A 19529-nucleotide genomic window follows, 5' to 3' on the forward strand; every position below is an offset into this window, starting at 1 on the left:
CGACCCAGCCGGCCACGGGTTCAGTGGCTGATGATGACGCCGGGGACGGCCGGGAAGTCCAGCGTGGTCTGGCCGACCGAATTGAAGTAGTTGGTGAACGTGTTGAGCGCGACCGCGGCGACGATTTCGCCGATCTCGCCGTCGGTGTATCCGGCTTTCCGGACCGCGTCGAGGTCTTCGTCGGTCACGAAGCCTTTCGTGGTGATGACCGCCTTGGCGAACGTGAGCGCGGCCTCGGTCTTCGGGTCCGACGCGCGGGCGCTGCGGCCGGCGGCGAGGTCGTCCTCGCTGACGCCCGCCTTCGCGCCGAGCACGGTGTGGGCGGCGAGGCAGTAGCCGCAGTCGTTCTCGACGGCCGCGACCAGTGCGATCTGTTCCTGGACGCGTCCGGGGAGCTTGCCCTTCGAGAGGGCGCCGCTGAACTGCAGGTAGGCGTCGAGGACGGCCGGGGACGCGGCCATCGCCCGCATCATGTTCGGCGTGGTGCCGAGCGCGCGCTCGACCTTACCGAGGAGGGCACGGGCCTGGGGCTCGGCGGAGGTGGGGTCAACGGTGCTGAGGCGAGGCATGACACGTCCTTCGTTTGGCACTGCCAAGTATCTTTTGGCAGTGCCAACAATACGGAGGTCGGGCCGGTGCGCAATGCCGAAGTGGCGTGGATTACACGGAGCAGCGGATCTTGCCGTCGAACGCGGCGGGAGAGAGGGGGAGGGTGATGCGCTTCGAGCGCCACAGCGACGCCACCGGACCGGTGCCCAGGTCGGCGCGGACGCAGTTGAAGTACGGCGTGCGCCCCTTCGAGACCACCCGGAACGTCAGCGTGGCCCGCTGTGACACGTATCTGGCGTCGGCGCAGGAGGGGGTGCACGTGTTGAGGCGCATAACCGCCGAAGCGGTTGCCGTCGTGGCCCCGACGCGTTTCCAGGCCACCTTCGTGAACTGCACGTCCTTCGCGGCCCAGATGCTGGTCGGCCGCTGCTTGACGACCGACGGGCTGCCGTAGTCGACGATGACGCCCGGCGTCGTCGCCGCTGCGGCGGGCGAGCCGGCGACGAACAGCAGACCGGCGGTCACTGCCGCGGTTAAGGCACTGAGCAAGCGGAACACGGGTCTCTCCTCGTCGTTGCGGGCGTACGGCCTGCATCGACGGGTCGGACCCTCATCTGAGAGGTCAGGGCAGGCTCTCGGCGGTGGCGAGGATGGCTTCTTCGGGGGAGCGGGGTTTCCAGTCGAGGACCGTGCGGATGCGGTCGGTGTCGAACGTCTTGGGTGGGACGTCCGGGCCGTCGAGTTCGCGGTCGGGGGAGGGGTGCGTCGGGGTAGCGGCGACGCAGGATGTTCGCGACGTCGAGGTAGCTCAGGGCCTCGGTGGTGGCCAGGAAACGGTGGCCACCGGCTTCCGGTGTGGTCATTGCCAGGACGTGCGCGTCGGCCACGTCACGGACGTCGACCACGCCGAACGACGCTTTCGGCACCGCGGGCATCGTGCCGTCGAGCATGGCTTTCACCTGCGCCACCGAGGCGGAAAGCCCCGACCCGAGCACCGGGCCGAAGATGCCGGTCGGGTTGATCACCACGAGGTCCAGGCCCGCCTCGGCGGCGTAATCCCAGGCCGTGCGCTCGGCGATCGTCTTGGATCTGACGTAGGCGGGCAACGGGTCGGCGGGGTTCGTCCAGTCGTTCTCGTCATAGGGCCGGTCGAACACTCCGCTGTACCCGATCGCAGCGAACGACGACGTCAGGACAGTGCGGCGCACTCCAGCCGCATGCGCAGCCCGCAACACGCGCAGGGCACCGTCCCGCGCCGGCACGATCACCTCGTTCTCGTCCTCCGGCTCGACAGCCGGAAACGGCGAAGCCACGTGCAGCACGTACTCACACCCGTCGACGGCATCCGCCCACCCGTCATCGCTGGTCAAATCAGCAACGACCGTCTCAACGGGTAACGGCGCCGGCCGGGAAGAACGCACCGTCGCCCGCACCGCATGCCCATCCGCGAGCAACCGCCTGATCGTGTGCGAACCGACAAAGCCACTGCCACCAGTCACGAGCACCCGAGCCATGTCACCTCAACTCCGCAGTGGCCCGCACGACCTCGTCGACCGCAAGCTCCTCGGCCGCGGCGTCGCCGCGCTCGCGCGCACCCCACAGACCCACCTTCGCCTCGAGATACCGCTGCCGGATCCGCAGCGTCTCGATCTGCTCGGCGAGGAGTGCCGCGTGCCGCGCGAACAGCTCGCGCTGCTGCGTCGGCGACTCGTTGCGCAGGTACGCGCGCATGTCCTCGATGCTCATCCCTGCGGTGCGCAGGCACGCGAGCGCCTCGATCGTCTGCACGACGTCGGGGTCGTAGCGGCGGTGGCCGCTGCACTCGTCACGGGGCACCGGCGCGATCAGCCCGATGCGTTCGTAGTACCGCAGCGTGGCCTCGGGCAGCCCGCTGCGTCGCGTCACCTCGTGGATCGGCATTGTTTCAACCGTCATGAGCCGAGTGTGCGGACCCTGAAGCGCTTCAAGTCAAGGCCGTAGAGTCGGCTCATGTTCCGCAAAATGCTGGTGGCCAACCGCGGCGAGATCGCCATCCGGGCCTTCCGGGCAGCGTACGAGCTGGACGTCTCCACGGTCGCGGTCTTCCCGCACGAGGACCGCAATTCGCTGCACCGCGCGAAAGCCGACGAGTCGTATCAGATCGGCGAGCCCGGTCATCCGGTGCGCGCGTACCTGTCGGTCGACGAGGTCATCCGCGCGGCGAAGAAGGCCGGTGCGGACGCGGTCTACCCCGGCTACGGCTTCCTGTCGGAGAACCCCGACCTCGCGCACGCGTGCCACGAAGCCGGCATCACGTTCGTCGGGCCGCCCGCCGACGTGCTGCACCTGACCGGCAACAAGGCCCGTGCGGTCGCGGCCGCCCGCGAGGCCGGGGTCCCGGTGCTCAAGTCGTCCGCTCCGTCGGCGGACGTCGAGGAACTGCTGAAAACAGATCTCGACTTCCCCGTCTTCGTCAAAGCCGTCGCCGGCGGCGGCGGACGAGGCATGCGCCGGGTCCAGGAGCCCGGCGGCCTGCGCGAGGCGATCGAGGTCGCGATGCGCGAGGCCGAATCCGCGTTCGGTGACCCGACGGTCTTCCTGGAGCAGGCGGTGGTCAACCCCCGCCACATCGAGGTGCAGATCCTCGCGGACTCGGCCGGCAACGTCGTCCACCTCTACGAGCGGGACTGCTCGGTCCAGCGTCGTCACCAGAAGGTCGTCGAGATCGCGCCGGCGCCGAACCTGGACCCGGCGCTGCGCGACCGCATCTGCGCCGACGCGGTCAACTTCGCCCAGCGCATCGGCTACGTCAACGCGGGCACCGTCGAGTTCCTGCTCGACGAGCGCGGCAACCACCACTTCATCGAGATGAACCCGCGCATCCAGGTCGAACACACGGTCACCGAGCAGGTCACCGACCGGGACCTGGTCATCGCTCAGCTGCGCATCGCGTCCGGGATGACGCTGCCCGAGCTGCGGCTCATGCAGGACGACATCACGCTCAACGGCGCGGCGATGCAGACCCGCATCACCACCGAGGACCCGGCCAACGGCTTCCGGCCCGACGTCGGCACGATCTCGGTGTACCGGTCGCCGGGCGGGCCGGGCGTGCGGCTCGACGGCGGCACCGTGCACGTCGGCGCCGAGGTGTCCGCGCACTTCGACTCGATGCTCGTGAAGCTCACCTGCCACGGCCACGACTTCGCCAACGCCGCCCGCCGCGCCCGCCGTGCGATCGCGGAGTTCCGCATTCGGGGCGTCGCCACCAACCTGCCGTTCCTGGCCGCGGTGCTCGAGGACGAGGACTTCCAGGCCGGCCGGGTCACGACCAGCTTCATCGAGGACCGTCCGCACCTGCTCAGTGCCCGCCCGTCGGCCGACCGCGGTTCCCGCGTCCTGCAGTTCCTCGGTGAGGTGACGGTCAACCGCCCGAACGGTCCGCGGCCCGTCGTCGTCGAGCCCGCTTTCAAGCTTCCGATCGACGTCGATCTGGACGCAGTGGCGCCCGCCGGATCGGCGCAGCTGCTCCGGGAACTCGGACCGGAGCGCTTCGCCCGACGGTTGCGCGAGCAGACCGCGGTGGCGGTCACCGACACCACGTTCCGGGACGCCCACCAGTCGCTGCTCGCGACCCGCGTGCGTACTCGCGATCTCGTGGCGGTGGCGCCCTACGTGGCCCGCACGGTGCCGCAGCTCCTGTCGCTGGAGTGCTGGGGCGGTGCGACGTATGACGTCGCCCTGCGGTTCCTCGCCGAGGATCCCTGGGAGCGGCTCGCCGCGATCAAGCAGGCGGCGCCGAACATCTGCACCCAGATGCTGCTGCGCGGCCGCAACACCGTCGGCTACACGCCGTATCCGACCGAGGTGACCGACGCCTTCGTGCAGGAGGCCGCCGACACCGGAATGGACATCGTCCGGATCTTCGACGCGCTCAACGACATCGCCGAGATGCGTCCGGCGATCGACGCGGTGCGCAACACCGGAACGATGCTGGCCGAGGTGGCGCTCTGCTACACGGCGGATCTGTCGGACCCGGGTGAGAGCCTCTACACGCTCGACTACTACCTGCGGCTGGCCGAGCAGATCGTCGACGCCGGTGCCCACGTGCTGGCGATCAAGGACATGGCCGGGCTCCTGCGTCCACCGGCGGCGCGGACGCTCGTCACCGCGCTGCGGGAACGGTTCGACCTGCCGGTCCACCTGCACACCCACGACACCGCGGGAGGTCAGCTCGCCACTCTGATCGCGGCGATCGACGCCGGGGTGGACGCCGTCGACGGTGCTGTCGCGTCGATGGCCGGAACGACGTCGCAGCCGTCGCTGTCGGCGCTGGTCGCAGCGACCGACCACACCGAGCGGGCCACCGGGTTGTCGCTGGCCGCGGTGAGTGACCTGGAGCCCTACTGGGAGGCCGTGCGGAAGGTCTACGCGCCGTTCGAGTCCGGGCTCGCGTCGCCGACCGGGCGCGTCTACACGCACGAGATCCCCGGTGGACAGCTGTCCAACCTGCGCCAGCAGGCGATCGCACTCGGCCTCGGTGACCGGTTCGAGCTGATCGAGGACTGCTACGCGGCCGCGGACCGGATGCTCGGGCGGCTGGTGAAGGTGACGCCGTCGTCGAAGGTGGTCGGTGACCTCGCGCTGCACCTGGTCGGCGCCGGGGTGAGCGCCGCGGACTTCGAGAAGGACCCAGCGAGCTTCGACGTGCCGGACTCGGTGGTCGGGTTCCTGCGGGGGGAGCTGGGGGAGCCTCCCGGTGGGTGGCCGGAGCCGTTCCGTACCCGGGCGTTGGAGGGACGTGCGCCTGCGGCGCCGAAAGCGTCGTTGTCCGACGAGGACCGCGCGGGTCTCGTCGCCGACCGGCGTCACACGCTCAACCGGCTGCTGTTTCCGGGCCCGACTCGCGACTTCGACGCCCATCGCGAGCAATACGGCGACACGTCGGTGCTCAGCTCGAAGGACTTTTTCTACGGTCTGGAGGAGTCGAAGGAGCACACGGTCGAGCTGGAGCCGGGCGTGACGCTGCTGATCGAGCTCGAGGCGGTGTCGGGGCCCGACGAGCGGGGTTACCGCACCTTGTTGACCACACTGAATGGGCAGTTGCGGCCGGTGTCGGTGCGGGACCAGGAGGTGTCCTCTGTCGTCAAGGCCGCGGAGAAGGCCGATCGGGCGAACGACGCCCACGTGGCCGCGCCGTTCGCGGGTGTCGTCACGCTGCAGGTGTCGGAAGGCGACGAGGTCGCCGACGGGCAGGTCGTCGCGACGATCGAGGCGATGAAGATGGAGGCGTCGATCACCGCGAACCGCGCGGGCACCGTGAAGCGCCGGGCCATCGGCGCCGTCCAGCAGGTCGAGGGCGGCGACCTACTGATCGAGCTGAGCTGAGCGCCGTTTCTCGAGGCGGTCGAGGAGGCGGGTGACCGCCTCTCGGGCCTCCTCGTGTTCGGTCTTGTAGCCCGCCACCTGGTCCGCGACGATGCCGAGCCCCACGCCGTGCATCGTCGCGGCGACGAGCGACGGCGGGAACTCGTCGGGGTCGAGGCCGTACTCGGGCAGCAGGTCCTCCAGCGCGGCCATCTGCATCTGACGCACCCGCCGCGCGACCTCGCCCATCTCCTCCTTCAGCGCCGGCCGGTGGTTCGCCGCGGCGAGGAACTCGACGAGCAGCCCCGTGCCGCGCGGGTCGGACGCCAGCGCCCACCACGCCCGCAGCGGCTCGGGCGACGCCATCGCCGCGGTCAGCCGCTCCACGTTGAGCTCCGACACCCGACGCAGGATCGCGACGAACAGATCGTCGATCGTCGGGAAGTAGTAGTGCACGAGCGGCGGCTGAATCCCGAGGCGCGCGGCGACGCTGCGTGAGGTCACGGCCGCGTAGCCCTCGCGCAGCATGATCTCCGCGGCCGCGTCGAGGACGCGGGTGACCTTTTCTTCTGTTGCCGCACGACGGCGACGTGGCTGCGCCAATTCGCCCCTTTCTCCGGTACGGCTCCCCATTCTGCCAAGTCGACGTGAGTCCCTTGACGACACTCTACGGCGAAGTTTTACTAAGCGTTCAAACTCTGCTGCCCGCGCACCGCTGGGAGGCGTCCGAGTGAGCACCGCACCCCCGATCTACTGGGATCCGTTCGATCGCGAGATCGCGGCGGACCCGTATCCGGTCTACCGCCGGATGCGGGCCGAACAGCCGCTCTTCTACAACGAGAAGCACGACTTCTACGCGCTCACGCGGTGGAGCGACATCGACCAGGCGCTGGTCGACTGGGGCGCGCTCTCGTCCTCCCGAGGCCCGATCCTCGAGCTCATCCAGGCGAACATCGAGATCCCGCCCGGCACGCTCCTGATGGAGGACCCGCCCACCCACGACATCTACCGGCGGCTCCTCGCGCGCGTCTTCACCCCCCGCAGGGTGATCGAGCTCGAACCAGAGATCCGCGACTACGCCAAGCGGTGCCTCGACCGCCTCGACGGCGTCGACAACTTCGACATGATGACGGAATTCGCCAACGAAGTGCCGATGCGCGTGATCGGCATGCTGCTCGGCATCCCCGAGGCCGACCAGCAGCGGGTGCGCGACCGTGCCGACGCGCGGCTGCGCACCGAACCCGGCGAGCAGATGCAGGTGAAGGAAAGCGCGCTGATGGACACCGAGATGTTCTCGGAGTACATCGACTGGCGCGCCGACCATCCGTCCGACGACCTGATGACCGAGCTCATCAACGCCGAGTTCGAGGACGAGCACGGTGTCCGCCGCACGCTGCGGCGCGAGGAGATCCTGACGTACGTCACGGTGCTCGCCGGAGCCGGCAACGAGACGACCGCGCGGCTGATCGGCTGGCTCGTCGCGCTGCTCGATCGCCACCCCGACCAGAGGGCGTCGCTCGTGGCGGACCGGTCGCTGATCCCCAACGCGATCGAGGAAGCGCTGCGCTTCGAGCCGACCGGTCACGCGATCGCGCGCTACGTCACCCGTGACCTGGAGTTCCACGGCACGAAGGTGCCCGAGGGCAGCGCGATGATGCTGATCGTCGCGTCGGCCAACCGCGACGACGAGCGCTTCGACGACGCCGATCGGTTCGACGTCCACCGCAGGATCGACCGGCACATGACGTTCGGCCGCGGTGTCCACCACTGCCTGGGCAACGCGCTCGCGCGCCTCGAAGGCCGCATCGCACTCGACGAGATCCTGCAGCGCTACTCGGCGTGGGACGTCGACTGGGACCGGGCCGCACTGTCGTCGACCTCGACGATGCGCGGCTGGGAGACCTTACCCATCACCATCCGGAGGAAGTGACATGGGAAAGCTGGACGGCAAAGTCGCCTTCATCACCGGCGCCGCCCGCGGGCAGGGCCGCAGCCACGCGATCCGGTTGGCGCAGGAAGGCGCCGACATCATCGCGATCGACCTGCTCGCGCAGATGGAGTCCGTGCGGTATCCGATGGGTACCGCGGAGGAGCTCGAGGAGACCGTGCGGGCGGTCGAGGCGCTGGACCGGCGGATCGTCGCCCGGCAGGCCGACGTGCGGGACGTCAACTCGCTGCGGAAGGCGTTCGACGAGGGGGTGGCGGCGCTCGGGCCGGTGGAGATCGTGCTCGCGAACGCCGGGATCGGGGCGGGTGGGGCCGCGGTGTCCGAGGAGCAGGAGTGGGACGAGGTCGTCGCCGTGAACCTGACCGGTGTGTGGAACACCGGGCGGGTCGCGATTCCGTCGATGCTGGAGCGGAATCAGGGTGGGTCGATCGTGCTGACCAGTTCCACCGGGGGGCTGGTGGGGGTGGGTATCCCGACGGCCGGGTTCCTCGGGTACACCGCTGCGAAGCACGGGGTGGTGGGGTTGATGCGGTCCTGGGCCAACTTCCTGGCGCCGTTCAGCATCCGGGTGAACAGCGTCGCCCCGACCGCGGTGCGGACGCCGATGGCCGCGGACGGCGATCTGACGGCGATCCTGGAGCGCGCGCCGCAGCTCGCCAACGCGTTGACGAACGCGATGCCCGTCGACCTGGTCGAGCCGCTCGACATCTCGAACGCGATCGCGTGGCTCGTCTCGGACGACGCCCGCTACGTGACCGGCACAGTCGTCCCCGTCGACGCGGGCCTGCTGAACAAGCGCTGACGCCCCCAGCCGCCGGGCCGCGTGGCTCGGCGGCGCTGGGCGCGGGCTCAGGTCGGGCGGGTGGGCTGCCCGGCCTGGGTCGCTATCTCTTGCAGCTTGGCGATGTGGGCGCTCAGCGCGGCCCGGCCCTCGTCGGAGAGCTTGACCCAGGTGCGGGGGCGCTTGCCGACGTAGCCCTTGCGGACCTCGACGTGGCCGGTGTCGCTCAGGCTCGCGATGCGCTTCGACAGCGCCGAGTCCGTGAGCTGGACGGAGTCACGCACGAATCCGAACTCCGCCCACTCGGTGCCCGCCAGCAGTGCCACGATGGAAAGCCGCACGGGCTCCAACAGTTGCTGGTCGAGCCGCGGCTCGCCGCCCGGTTCGCTCATCCGCGGGCGCCGCGGTGCGCGAGCACACGGCCCTCCCACCACGGCCCCACGAACGCCAGCAGCAGACCGCCCACGATGGCGAGCCCGAGCGCCAGGTGCGGCACGTCCAGCAACTGGGCCACCAGGATGATGGCGAGCGCACCGACCGCGCCGATCAACCCCAGCCCGAGCTGCCGCGAAGCACTCGCCCGCCGCGGCTGCGTGCGCCGCCCCAGCAGCGAACCGCCCCACCGCGTGGTCGAAAGCACCGCGAGCAGCAGTAACACCCCGGTGATCGTCGCGCCCCAGTCCTCGATGAAGTCGGACGCGAACTCGCCGACGAACCCGTAGGCGATCACGGCCACCCCACCGCCGATCCACCACCACCGCGACGACCGCGAGCCCTCGAGAGACTGCTGCTTACGCGTCTCGACGTCACGCAGCGCTCGCTGAGCTTCCTCGGGTGTCGGTGCAGCCATGACGTCCTCCAGCTTCTAGGGAAGTACTTTCTCTTAGAGAAAGTAGCCTGCTCTTTCCGCGAGAGCAAGTACTTCCCCTATTGCCAGGCCCTCGTCACCCTCGGCGCACGATCGGCCGAGCCCCCGTCGCTCGCCGCCGAACTCGCGCCGATCCGCGTCAAGGACCGCTTACGCACACCGGCGTTCGTTTTGTAAGCAAAGCGAAACTGATCTCGCCGCGGCGCCGGTTCCTCACCTGGCGCCGGTGGCTACCTCTTCACCGTGCCGCTGTACAACTACGGTGTTCCGACGTCGTTCAAGGCGTGGATCGATCAGATCGTGGTCGTGGGTCGCAGGATCGCGCTACCGGACGGTCCGCCGGCGAAGGGCCGGCACGCGATCGTAATGTGCGGGTACCGGGGCCTCGAGCTGGACTTCGTGCTGCCGTCGTCCGGGCTGGCGCCGGTCGTGCCGCAGATGGCCGAGTTCAGGAGCCTGCACGAGGGGTCGCTGGCCGAGGCTCACGAGCAGGCCCGGAAGTTGGGGGAGTCGTTCAGGCTCGCTGCGTGAGCTCGCGGTGGTCGCGGATCTCGACGTAGTTGTCCGCGGCCCACTGCACCAGCGCGGACGCCGCTCCGAGCAGGCTCTCGCCGAGCGGCGTCAGCGCGTACTCGACGCGCGGCGGCACCTCGGCGAGCTCACGGACGAAGTCACCGTGCTCGATCGGGAGGCTCCCGCAGGCGCTCTTGTCCATGCCCGCACCCTACGCACATTCCGTAAGAATCGAGTTCGAGCGGACCCCCTGCTGCAAGTTCCAGGGCCTACGACGACTCGCCGGGCCTACGATCCGCCGAGGTAGGGCCGAGAACCCGTCGTAGGCCCTGGAACCCGTCTTGGGCCACCTATCGAAGCGTCGGCTTCCCGCCGCCGACGACTACTGGTGGCCGCGGTCGGACAGGTGCGCCTCGATGTAGCCGACGATCCGGTCGCGCAGTGCGTCGTCCGCGCCCGGCCGGACGTCGCCGAGCTGGGCCTGCAGCGCGACCGAGACCAGCTCGATCACCGCGTTCGCGGATCGCTGGGCGTCGTCGGCGCGGAATCCGGTCAGCGACCGTGCCGCGTCGCGCACGAGTGAGGCCACCAGCGCGGCCGGACCCCGGTCGCCCCGGATGCGGACGCCGATCAGGCGGTCAGCGGAACGCAGCCGCAACGCGGCCCGTGGCAGCAGCAGGGTCACGTGCCGCGAAGCGGTGCTGGCGTAGCGGACGGGTCGGGCCGGGTCGACCAGCACCAGGTCGCTCGGCGACGCGCCGGCCCTGCTCGACGCGCGACCGGCCCCACGTCATCAGTCGGCGCTGTCGTGCCGGCCGCTGAGCACCGGCGGTAAGCCGCTGGCGGTGAGCGCGGATCCGAAGTCGTCGATGTGCGTGAACACGCGCCCCACCCTAAAGCGGGGGTGTCGCCACGGGCGCGGGGTGAACAGGTCGTACTGTCTGGCCGAGGCAACTGTCACGGGGAGACGCCGTCATGTCCGATCGGAAACCAGGCGGCCATGACACGGCGCGGCTCGCCGTCGTCGTCGGAGCGCTCGGCGTCGTGTTCGGGGACATCGGGACCAGTCCGATCTACACCCTGCAGACGGTCTTCAACCCCGGCGACCCGCATCCGGTCCCGGTCAGCACCGACAACGTGTTCGGCGTCGTCTCGCTGATCTTCTGGTCGGTGATGATCATCGTCACCGTCACCTACGTCCTGCTGGCGACACGCGCCGACAACGACGGCGAGGGCGGCATCATGGCCCTGATCACGCTGCTGCGCCGGCTCGGCGGGCCGCGGACCGGGCGCGCCGCCCTCATCCTGGCCGGCCTGGGCATCTTCGGCGCCGCGCTGTTCTTCGGCGACAGCATGATCACCCCGGCCATCTCGGTGCTCTCGGCCGTCGAGGGTGTGAAGCTCATCGAGCCGTCGTTCGACGACTGGGTCGTGCCGGTCACCGCGGTGATCATCGTCGTGCTGTTCCTGGTGCAGCGCCGCGGCACGGCCACGGTCGGACGCTTCTTCGGCCCCGTGATGATCCTCTGGTTCGTCAGCATCGGGACGCTCGGCATCACCGGGATCGCGAAGCACCCCGCGATCCTCGAGGCGCTCTCGCCCACCTACGCGATCGGGTTCCTCGCCGGGCACTTCGGCATCGCGTTCTTCGCGCTGGCCGCGATCGTGCTGTCGGTGACCGGCGCCGAGGCGCTCTACGCCGACATGGGGCACTTCGGCCGCCGGGCCATCGTCCGCGGCTGGATGTTCCTGGTTCTTCCGGCGTGCGTGCTCAGCTACCTCGGGCAGGGCGCGCTCATTCTGGAGGACAACAGCAACATCGACGGCCCCTTCTTCCTGCTCGCCCCGGGCTGGGCACGGCTACCGCTGGTGCTGCTGGCCACCGCGGCGACCGTCATCGCGTCGCAGGCGGTGATCACGGGCGCGTACTCGGTCGCCGCGCAGGCCGCGGAGCTGGGCTACCTGCCCCGGCTCCGCATCGCGCACACGTCGGCCACCACGATGGGCCAGATCTACGTCCCGTGGATCAACTGGCTCCTGCTCGCCTCCGTGCTCACGCTCGTGTTCGCGTTCCGCAGCTCGGCCGCGCTCGCGTACGCGTTCGGTATGGCCGTCACCGGCACGATCACGATCGCGACGCTGCTGTTCTTCTACGTCGCCCACGCGAAGTGGAAGAACGTGCCGACGTGGGTGCTGATCGGGGGAGCGACGCTGCTGCTGCTCGTCGACCTACTTTTCGTCGCGGCCAACCTCACCAAGCTCGCCCACGGCGCGTGGCTGCCGCTGCTCATCGCGCTCACCGCCTTCACGATCATGACGACGTGGCAGCGCGGCCGCTCGATCGTGACCGCCGAACGCACCCGGCAGGAAGGCTCGCTCAGCGAGTTCATCGAGTCGATGCACGCGGCCACACCCCCGATCACCCGCGTCCCGGGCACCGCAGTGTTCCTCAACCGCGGGAAGCAGACCGCCCCGCTGGCGCTGCGGGCGAACGTCGAACACAACCACGTGCGCCACGAGCACGTGCTGATCCTGTCGGTCGAGACCAAGCCGGTGCCGCGCATGCCGGCCGACGAGCGGGTCGTCGTCGACGATCTCGGCTACTCCGACGACGGGATCAGCTACATCCGCGCCCGGTTCGGGTACATGGACACCCCCGACCTGCTCGGCGCCCTGCGTCAGATCGCTCCGGACGCCCCCGAGCGGCCCCTCGACCTGGACCGGGCGTCGTACTTCCTGTCGAAGATCGAGCTGCGGCCCGGGCCGGAACCGACGATGGCCCGCTGGCGCAAACGGCTGTTCATCGCGACGTCGTACATCACCGCGGACGCGGCCGAGCACTTCGGTTTGCCCCGCGACCGCACGGTGATCATGGGCTCGCACGTCGAGGTCTGACGATAGTTTTCGGGTGTGAAGCATCCGAAGCGCGCGGTGACGCAGGCGGACGTCGCGCGGTACGCGGGCGTCAGCGGGGCGGTCGTGAGTTACGTCGTGCACGACGGGCCGCGGTCGGTGGCGCCGGAGACCGCGGCGAAGGTCCGGGAGGCGATCCGGGCGCTCGGCTACCGGCCGAACGCCAGCGCAGCGGCCCTGCGGACCGGGTCGTCCAAGCTGCTCGGCCTGGTCGTGCCGGAGTTCGACAACTCGATCTGGGCGGATCTGGCGGTGGCGGTCAGCCGGCACGCGAACCGGCGCGGGTACGCGTTGATCACCGCCAGCAGCGACGGTGACGCGAACCTGGAGCACGACCAGATCCAGCGTCTCGCCGGGCGTCAGGTCGAAGGGCTGCTCGTCACGTCGGTCGAGATGATCGCCCCGGACGTCCGGGGCGCCGCCGGGATCCCGACCGTGTTCCTCAACGTGTTCTCCGACGTGCCGGGCGCCACGACGATCGGCGTCGACGCTCGGCAGGGGGCGATCGACGGCGTCGAGCACCTGCTCGACCATGGCTACGACAGCGTCGGGCTGATCATTCACTCCGCCGACGAGGTCGAGGTCCGTGAGCAGGGGTGGCGGTACGCGCTCGAGAAGCGCAACAAGCCCCTCGGACCCGTCGAGCGTGACGCCTCCACGCGGCAGGGCGGCTACGAGGCGGCGCGGCGCATGTTCAGCGCGCCCGACCGTCCGCGTGCGGTGTTCGTGAGCTCCGACATGCAGGCCGTCGGGTGTCTGCGGGCGCTCTGGGAGCTGCAACTTCGGGTTCCGCAGGACGTCGCCATCGTGTGTTTCGACGGAACCGTCGACTCGCGCTTCACGGCTCCGGCGCTGACGGCGGTGGTGCAGCCGATCGAGCGGATGGCCCGGCTGGCGGTGGATCTCGTGCTCGACGGGGAGGTGCGTCGGGTCGTGGAGCCGGCGCGTCTGGTGGTGCGTGAGTCGTGCGGGTGCTGAATTGTTTTGACCTGCATCTATACGTATAGTTCCGGCGGTGACGACCGCCGCCATCGCCCCTCGACCGGCGATCCGTGTCGTGATCGGCACCCCGCTGTACCGGGGCGCGACGATCGCGCTGTTCCTGGCGGGCGTCGGGCTCTCGTCCGCCGCGCCGCTGATGTCGCTGTTCCTGATCGACGAACTGCACGCGTCGCTGACGACGGCCGGCTTCTTCGCGCTCACGAACCTCGCCGCGCCGCTGGCGGGCTATTTCGTGGGCGCTCACTCCGACCGGATCGGCGCACGGCTTGGGCTGTTCCGGGTCTGCGCGGTGCTGGGGTTCGTCGGGTGGGCGATCATCGCGGTGTCCACGCAGCTGTGGGTTCCGATCCTGGTGAACACGCTGGTGCTGGGGTTTGCCGGTGCCGCGACGTCGCAGCTGTTCGCGGCCGTGCAGGACGATCCGGTGCCGGAGATCGACGGGGTCATCGCGATCGCCCGGATCGCGCTGGTCGCCGGGTGGGTGGTCGGACCGGTACTCGGGTCCGTGCTCGCGTCGTGGACGAGCATCCGGTTCCTGTTCTTCGCAACCGGGTTATGCCTGCTGGCGCAGATTCTGCCCCTCGGTCGGCTGCGGACGACGGTGACGGCACACGACGAGACCCGGCCGCAGGTCGCGCCGGGGGTCACGCAGATGATGCCGCTGATCGCGTTCACGGTGCTGACCGTTCTGGCCTACGCCGGCGACACGATCAAGTTCGCCTATCTGCCGATCTACATGATCCGCGACCTGGACCTGTCGTCGGGATTACGCGGGGCGATCATCGGTGCGCAGCCGCTGGTCGAGATCTGCGTGATCCCGGTGGCGATCGCGCTGGCCCGCAAGATCGGCGCGATGCCGCTGCTCATCGCCGGGTGTCTGCTCTCGGCGCTGGGTGCTGTGTGTTTCGCGGTGATCGGCAGCGCCGCGGGCATGTTCGCCGGGCAGATCCTGATCGGGTTCCTGTGGGGCATCTTCGGCGGGCTCGGCATCATCGTCGCCCAGCGTCTGCTGCCCGCGTCGATCGCGACGGCGTCGGCGATCTACATCAGCGCGGAGCCGCTGAGCACCGCGCTCGGTGGGCTGGCGGGTGGGCTGGGTGTGGGGCAGCTGGGGCTTCCGCACGTGTTCTTCGTGCCCGCGATGCTGGCGTTGATCGCCACGGCCGGGCTGGCCGTCATGGCCGGTTCCCTGCGGACGAAGTGAGCGGCTATCTTCCGGGGCCATGGGAGTCGGCGCGCTTCTCGTCATCATCTTCTTCATCGTGGTGTTCGGCGGGCTGACCGTCCGGGACGTGCTGCGGATGCGGGCCTGGCCGCCGGTGGCCGCGACCGTCGTCGACAACGTCTACGACCCGCACCGGGGGGAGAACGGCGGCGGGATGTACCAGTCGGTGGTGGAGTTCCGGACGCACGAGGGGCGTGTGGTGCGGTCGCACGACCGGTCGTGGAGCAGCCGGCCTTCCTGTGCGACCGGGTCGCAGGTGACGATCCGCTACGACGTGCAGAATCCGGAGCGGGTGGTGGTCGGCCGTAAGTCGACGGTGATCCTCGGGTCGATCACTGTGGTGCTGATCGCGTTCTTCGTGTTCGCCGTACTCCGGTGACGGGGTGCGGCCGGGCTGATTTCAGCTCGGCCGCACCGGCGGGTCACAGCGTGAACAAGCCCCAGTAGAACGCCCAGGGCAGGAACACGGCTGTGCCGATCAGGGGTGCGACGAGCCTGGCCTTGGAGCCCGCGCGGGGCCAGCTGACGGCCGTCGCGATGCCCGCCGCGACGACGCCCACGGCCAGCAGCTGCAGGATCAACCACGGTACGGGGCGCCCGAGCACCACGCCGCCGATCGCTGTCGAGCCGGTCACCACGATCGAGAAGACGTACGCGGCGGTCCCCAGCACCGCCGCGAGCCCGGCCGCCACGCAGAGCCGGGGCGCCCAGCCGGAACTCTTCCGGCCGCGGATCCGGCGGACCACCGCACCGACCGGAAAGGCCAGGAAAGCCACCAGCATCAAGCCCAGGGCGACGAGATGCAGCGCCGGATTCTCGTACCAGGACAGGGCACGGACCGGCTGACTCGCGACCGGCTGTGCGGGTGCGGCGTCGATCGTCGGGGTGCGTGCCCCCGTGATCCACGAGGTGACCATCTCGAGGTATCCGGGGGCGAACGTGCCCTCGTCGACGAACCCGTCGGGCGTCGAACGGAGGCTGTGGTCGGCTCCCGGCACTACGCGGAGCGAATAGCCGGCGTGACGTCCCCGGTCCAGCGCCCGCTGGTAGATCGTCAGGCTCTCGCCCGGCACGACCGACCGATCGAGCGCCCCCCACACCCCCAACACCGGCTGATCCACCCGCTCGAGCACCGCGACCGGATCGTTCTCGGTGTCCCCGAACAACCCGGCGTCGATCATCATCCGACTCAGGTTCTCCCCGATCGGCCGGATGAGGCGCGACTCGACACCCGCGTGCTCCAGATACACCCGGTTGCTCCACAACTGGCTGCGGTCGGGGCGGTGGCCTCCGGCGGCCACCACGACCACGAACTTCACGTCCGACGACCGGGTCGCCGCGAGCGGCACCACCCACCCGCCCTGGCTGTGACCCCAGAGCCCGACCCGCTCCGGATCGACGTCGGGGCGCGCGCGCAGCATCCGGACTCCGGCGAGGGCGTCGTCGGCGAGGTCGCTGAACGACGTGGTGGCGCGTGAGTAGCCGGCGCGCTTGTCGTAGATGAGCGTGACGATGCCGGCGCGGGCGAACGCTTCCGCCTCGGCGCGGTAGGCGTCGCGCTGGGTGGGTCCGGCGCCGGCGACGAGAACGACCGCGGGGTGGCGTCCGGGGGTGGGTGGGGTGATCACCGTTCCGTTGAGGGCGCCGTAGTGGACGTCGGTGTCCGCGGCGGCGGCCGGTAAGGGAATGAGGACGACGACGATCAGGAGTAGTAGGGCGAGCAGCTTGTTTTTGGGCAGCACGGGATGCTCTCCTGTCCCTGGAGATGCGGATGCGTGGTGTATTTGTTTCTCCGACTACTGGGCCGCTCAGTGACCGCTGAGCGGCCCAGCTACGTGCTGGGATCTCCTTCCCGGGAATCGATCGGCTCGGGGAACGCCAGGAATCGTGTGAGCACGGACCGGGCGTCGGCTGGGGTGCCCGCGGGCGAGCGTTGGTAGCGGCGCAGGAGCGCGAGGTAGTCCTCGAAGAACGACCGCAGCTCGTCGAGCGTCACCTGGATTTCGCCGCGGGAGTACGGGACCGCGTCGGACCAGGGGCCCTCGTTCTCGCGGCCGAGCTGGAAGCGGGCGAACGTCTCCAGGTCCTCGGCGATCCAGAGGCGGTGGAGCTCGCCGATCGCCTCGCGGAACGCGGGGTCCTGCTCGCTGCGCGGGGCGAAACGCAGGTCGCGGTCGGCGGCGCGCCACCAGCGCTCCCGGCCGCGGGCCCGCTCCGGGACCTCGGTGACGAGCCCGGCTTCGGCGAGCACCCGCAGGTTGTAGCTGGTGCCGCCGGATGTGACGCCGAGCCTGCCCGCGAGCGCGGTGGCCGTCGCCTCGCCGACGGTCCGCAGCTCGCGCAGGATGCGCTGGCGGAGCGGGTTGGCCAGCGCGCGTACCGAGCGCAGGTCGGCGACGTCGTCGGGGGGTGGCATGCATGCACGATAAGTCGTGCATCACTTCCCGTGCATCAGGGATGACCCCGGCGCTACCAGCAGTCGGCGCCGGGGAACCCGACGACGTAGGTGCGTGAACCGAGGCGCGCCAGGATCACGTGATCGTCCGGTGGGCCGTCGACGATCTCGCCGGGGCGCGGACAGGACTGGTACGGCCGTCCCTCACGGAGCCACTGCATCGTGACGCCGAAGTCGTGCGAACCCGCAAGCACCTGCACGGGCCTGGGGTCCTGGGACTGGCTGAACGACACGGGGCACCGGACGAACTCGTCGAACTGCTCGGCCGGCATGTCCACGGAGTTCTTCTCGGTGAGGCGCGGCCGCATTGCCCACCAGGTTGACTGGTCCGGGCAGTTGGTCACTGTGGACGCGGAGCAGCCAGATTCGCATGGCGCTCTGACGCAGCACGGGTCCGACCGGTTGCTACGGCCAGCTGATCGTGGCCAGGAAGTGATCGACGGCGTCGGCCACCCGGGCCAGGACCGCGATCGAGTCCGATAGCGGGCCGGGGACGTACATGCCGTGGTCCGCGCCCTCGATTTCGAGCACGTGCGGCGTCACCCGGCGGGCGAGCGCTCCGTCCCACACGGTGTCGGCGGTGCCGACTTCCCGATCAGCAACGGTGTGCCACCGACCGATCGAGCACCGGCTCGATCTGCGCCCGCACCCAACTCGCCGACGTCGGCACCTGCGGGGTCTCCGACCAGTAATGCCGGTGCACGTTCGCGCCCCGCCGCTCCGCCACGTCCCCGGCGTACATCGGCAGCGGCGCCCCGGGGCCGAACATCCGGCCGGGAATCACGACGGCGTCGGCCACGCCCGGACTGTAGCGCGAGGCGCTCAGGCCAGCGCGCGGTCGAGGGCGGCGCGGATCGCGACGCGTTGGGTGTCGACGTCGTAGGTCTCCGCATCGATCGCCGCAAGGGCGTTGAGGCCTTCCACGAGCGCGACGAGTTGCTTCGCCACATTCGACAGTCGACCGGCGTCCCAGTCCGGTCGCACGGCCGTCACCAGCCGCTCCAGTCGGCTGACGAACGCTCGGTTGTACTCCGTGTGCAAGGCGGCCAGCGCCGGATCGGCGAGCGCCTCGGCCAGGAAGCCCACCCAGACGCGCGCCTCGTCACGCTTCTCCTCGGTGAGAAGGAGAGCACCCAGCAGAACCGCGCTGAGTGCGTCGTCGCCGGTCTCGGCCGCGTCCGCGCGGCGGGCCGTGCGCTCGTGCAGGACGACACGCGCGTGGGCGAGCAGTGCGCGCTTGTCGCGGAACGTGTGCAGCACCAGGCCGGTGCTGCACCCGGCGCGCTCGGCGACCGCGCGCACCGTCAGCCCGGCCGGCCCTCGTTCGGCCAGTACCGCCCACACCGCGGCCGACAGCCGCTCCTGCGTCGCTTCCAGATCTTTGCTGCGAGGCACACGCTTACCGTAACATATGTTCCCGGAACATCTGTCGCGGCATGGAGGTTGGCGTGCTCACCATCGAGAAGTCCCAGTGGGACTCTGCTGACAGCGTGCGGTTGCGGGCGGCGCAGCGGCGGGAGTTGGACGGCCGGTACGGCAACGGCGACCACGAGCCCGGTGGGGAGCCCGACGCCGCGTCGATGACCGCGTTCCTGATCGCCCGCGACAGCGATGGCCGCGCGCTGGGCTGCGGAGGGCTGCGCGTACCGGCAGCAGGTGCCCCGCGGGCCGCGGAGATCAAGCGCATGTACGTCGATCCGTCCGCCCGGGGCACCGGCGTCGCCACCGCGTTGCTCCGTGCCCTGGAGACCGAAGCTTGCGTACTCGGCGTGCGGACCGTGGTGCTGGAGACGGGAACCGCTCAGCCCGACGCCATCCGCTTCTACGAGCGTGAGGGCTACCACCGGATCGGGAACTTCGGGCCGTACCGGGGCGAGGTGCTCTCGGTCTGTTACGCCCGGACTGTGACCGATTAGCGGGAATCATCTACGG

The 19529-nt window shown here is 69.9% G+C and carries 24 protein-coding genes; 9 read left to right on the forward strand and 15 right to left on the reverse strand.

The window, feature by feature from the left end; translation table 11 throughout:
* Nucleotides 1–20: 20 nt before the first annotated feature.
* The 4 genes from ACGFY5_RS25015 to ACGFY5_RS25030 form a co-directional block, all read right to left on the reverse strand.
* Nucleotides 21–569, reverse strand: a complete 549-nt coding sequence (locus ACGFY5_RS25015; protein ID WP_392723371.1) for a carboxymuconolactone decarboxylase family protein — start codon at nt 567–569, stop codon at nt 21–23.
* 91 nt (nt 570–660) lie between these two features.
* Nucleotides 661–1107, reverse strand: coding sequence for a hypothetical protein (locus ACGFY5_RS25020; RefSeq protein WP_392723372.1), 447 nt, complete (start codon nt 1105–1107; stop codon nt 661–663).
* Complete coding sequence (locus ACGFY5_RS25025; RefSeq protein ID WP_392723374.1) at nt 1083–2063, reverse strand: SDR family oxidoreductase; 981 nt, start codon at nt 2061–2063, stop codon at nt 1083–1085. Before ACGFY5_RS25025 ends, ACGFY5_RS25020 begins: the two co-directional genes overlap by 25 nt.
* A gap of 1 nt (nt 2064) precedes the next feature.
* Complete coding sequence (locus ACGFY5_RS25030) at nt 2065–2484, reverse strand: MerR family transcriptional regulator (protein ID WP_392723376.1); 420 nt, start codon at nt 2482–2484, stop codon at nt 2065–2067.
* Nucleotides 2485–2538: 54 nt separating this feature from the next.
* Here ACGFY5_RS25030 and ACGFY5_RS25035 point away from each other — a divergent pair, with 54 nt between their 5' ends.
* Nucleotides 2539–5913: a pyruvate carboxylase gene (locus ACGFY5_RS25035; RefSeq protein ID WP_392723377.1), complete on the forward strand. Its 3375-nt coding sequence runs from the start codon at nt 2539–2541 to the stop codon at nt 5911–5913.
* On the opposite strand, the gene ACGFY5_RS25040 is transcribed toward ACGFY5_RS25035, so the two are convergent.
* Entirely contained in the window at nt 5893–6495 is a 603-nt protein-coding gene (locus tag ACGFY5_RS25040; RefSeq protein ID WP_392723379.1) for a TetR/AcrR family transcriptional regulator, read from the reverse strand. The two genes, ACGFY5_RS25035 and ACGFY5_RS25040, sit on opposite strands and share 21 nt — an antisense overlap.
* A 127-nt stretch (nt 6496–6622) precedes the next feature.
* On the opposite strand from ACGFY5_RS25040, the gene ACGFY5_RS25045 reads away from it, so the two are divergent.
* Both ACGFY5_RS25045 and ACGFY5_RS25050 read left to right on the forward strand, forming a co-directional pair.
* Complete coding sequence (locus ACGFY5_RS25045; RefSeq protein ID WP_392723380.1) at nt 6623–7822, forward strand: cytochrome P450; 1200 nt, start codon at nt 6623–6625, stop codon at nt 7820–7822.
* Nucleotide 7823: 1 nt separating this feature from the next.
* Nucleotides 7824–8642, forward strand: coding sequence for a mycofactocin-coupled SDR family oxidoreductase (locus tag ACGFY5_RS25050; RefSeq protein ID WP_392723382.1), 819 nt, complete (start codon nt 7824–7826; stop codon nt 8640–8642).
* 47 nt (nt 8643–8689) lie between these two features.
* Here ACGFY5_RS25050 and ACGFY5_RS25055 read toward each other — a convergent pair whose 3' ends face one another.
* Both ACGFY5_RS25055 and ACGFY5_RS25060 read right to left on the reverse strand, forming a co-directional pair.
* On the reverse strand, nt 8690–9013 hold the full coding sequence (locus ACGFY5_RS25055; protein WP_392723384.1) for a winged helix-turn-helix domain-containing protein: 324 nt from the start codon (nt 9011–9013) through the stop codon (nt 8690–8692).
* Nucleotides 9010–9471 (reverse strand): hypothetical protein, encoded by a 462-nt coding sequence (locus ACGFY5_RS25060; protein WP_392723387.1) that lies wholly within the window; start codon nt 9469–9471, stop codon nt 9010–9012. The genes ACGFY5_RS25055 and ACGFY5_RS25060 overlap by 4 nt, the downstream gene beginning before the upstream one ends.
* A 261-nt stretch (nt 9472–9732) precedes the next feature.
* Here ACGFY5_RS25060 and ACGFY5_RS25065 point away from each other — a divergent pair, with 261 nt between their 5' ends.
* The gene (locus ACGFY5_RS25065; RefSeq protein ID WP_392723389.1) at nt 9733–10020 is read left to right on the forward strand and encodes an NAD(P)H-dependent oxidoreductase; all 288 of its coding nucleotides are present in this window, start codon (nt 9733–9735) and stop codon (nt 10018–10020) included.
* Here ACGFY5_RS25065 and ACGFY5_RS25070 read toward each other — a convergent pair.
* On the reverse strand, nt 10004–10204 hold the full coding sequence (locus ACGFY5_RS25070) for a winged helix-turn-helix transcriptional regulator (RefSeq protein WP_392723392.1): 201 nt from the start codon (nt 10202–10204) through the stop codon (nt 10004–10006). The two genes, ACGFY5_RS25065 and ACGFY5_RS25070, sit on opposite strands and share 17 nt — an antisense overlap.
* 180 nt (nt 10205–10384) lie before the next feature.
* Nucleotides 10385–10741: a hypothetical protein gene (locus ACGFY5_RS25075; protein WP_392723394.1), complete on the reverse strand. Its 357-nt coding sequence runs from the start codon at nt 10739–10741 to the stop codon at nt 10385–10387.
* A 236-nt stretch (nt 10742–10977) separates the two neighbouring features.
* On the opposite strand from ACGFY5_RS25075, the gene ACGFY5_RS25080 reads away from it, so the two are divergent.
* The 4 genes from ACGFY5_RS25080 to ACGFY5_RS25095 are packed head-to-tail and all read left to right on the forward strand — an operon-like array spanning nt 10978 to nt 15521.
* The gene (locus ACGFY5_RS25080; RefSeq protein WP_392723396.1) at nt 10978–12897 is read left to right on the forward strand and encodes a potassium transporter Kup; all 1920 of its coding nucleotides are present in this window, start codon (nt 10978–10980) and stop codon (nt 12895–12897) included.
* A gap of 15 nt (nt 12898–12912) precedes the next feature.
* Nucleotides 12913–13893 (forward strand): LacI family DNA-binding transcriptional regulator, encoded by a 981-nt coding sequence (locus ACGFY5_RS25085; RefSeq protein WP_392723397.1) that lies wholly within the window; start codon nt 12913–12915, stop codon nt 13891–13893.
* Nucleotides 13894–13930: 37 nt separating this feature from the next.
* The gene (locus tag ACGFY5_RS25090; protein WP_392723398.1) at nt 13931–15121 is read left to right on the forward strand and encodes an MFS transporter; all 1191 of its coding nucleotides are present in this window, start codon (nt 13931–13933) and stop codon (nt 15119–15121) included.
* A 19-nt stretch (nt 15122–15140) separates the two neighbouring features.
* Complete coding sequence (locus ACGFY5_RS25095) at nt 15141–15521, forward strand: DUF3592 domain-containing protein (protein ID WP_392723399.1); 381 nt, start codon at nt 15141–15143, stop codon at nt 15519–15521.
* A gap of 43 nt (nt 15522–15564) precedes the next feature.
* Here ACGFY5_RS25095 and ACGFY5_RS25100 read toward each other — a convergent pair whose 3' ends face one another.
* The 6 genes from ACGFY5_RS25100 to ACGFY5_RS25125 form a co-directional block, all read right to left on the reverse strand.
* The gene (locus ACGFY5_RS25100; RefSeq protein ID WP_392723401.1) at nt 15565–16884 is read right to left on the reverse strand and encodes an alpha/beta hydrolase family protein; all 1320 of its coding nucleotides are present in this window, start codon (nt 16882–16884) and stop codon (nt 15565–15567) included.
* Nucleotides 16885–16973: 89 nt separating this feature from the next.
* Nucleotides 16974–17558 (reverse strand): ArsR/SmtB family transcription factor, encoded by a 585-nt coding sequence (locus ACGFY5_RS25105; protein WP_392723402.1) that lies wholly within the window; start codon nt 17556–17558, stop codon nt 16974–16976.
* Nucleotides 17559–17611: 53 nt separating this feature from the next.
* Nucleotides 17612–17905, reverse strand: coding sequence for a hypothetical protein (locus ACGFY5_RS25110; RefSeq protein WP_392723405.1), 294 nt, complete (start codon nt 17903–17905; stop codon nt 17612–17614).
* Between the two features lie 97 nt (nt 17906–18002).
* Nucleotides 18003–18167, reverse strand: coding sequence for a hypothetical protein (locus ACGFY5_RS25115; RefSeq protein WP_392723406.1), 165 nt, complete (start codon nt 18165–18167; stop codon nt 18003–18005).
* Nucleotides 18168–18192: 25 nt separating this feature from the next.
* Nucleotides 18193–18396 (reverse strand): hypothetical protein, encoded by a 204-nt coding sequence (locus ACGFY5_RS25120; RefSeq protein WP_392723409.1) that lies wholly within the window; start codon nt 18394–18396, stop codon nt 18193–18195.
* Between the two features lie 23 nt (nt 18397–18419).
* A complete protein-coding gene (locus ACGFY5_RS25125; protein WP_392723411.1) occupies nt 18420–18992 on the reverse strand; it encodes a TetR/AcrR family transcriptional regulator in 573 nt (190 codons plus the stop codon).
* A gap of 53 nt (nt 18993–19045) precedes the next feature.
* Between ACGFY5_RS25125 and ACGFY5_RS25130 the strand changes: the two genes are divergently transcribed.
* Nucleotides 19046–19513 (forward strand): GNAT family N-acetyltransferase, encoded by a 468-nt coding sequence (locus ACGFY5_RS25130; RefSeq protein ID WP_392723413.1) that lies wholly within the window; start codon nt 19046–19048, stop codon nt 19511–19513.
* Nucleotides 19514–19529: the final 16 nt, after the last annotated feature.

This window comes from Cryptosporangium sp. NPDC048952, assembly GCF_043197895.1.
In the GTDB taxonomy this organism is placed as follows: Bacteria; Actinomycetota; Actinomycetes; order Mycobacteriales; family Cryptosporangiaceae; genus Cryptosporangium.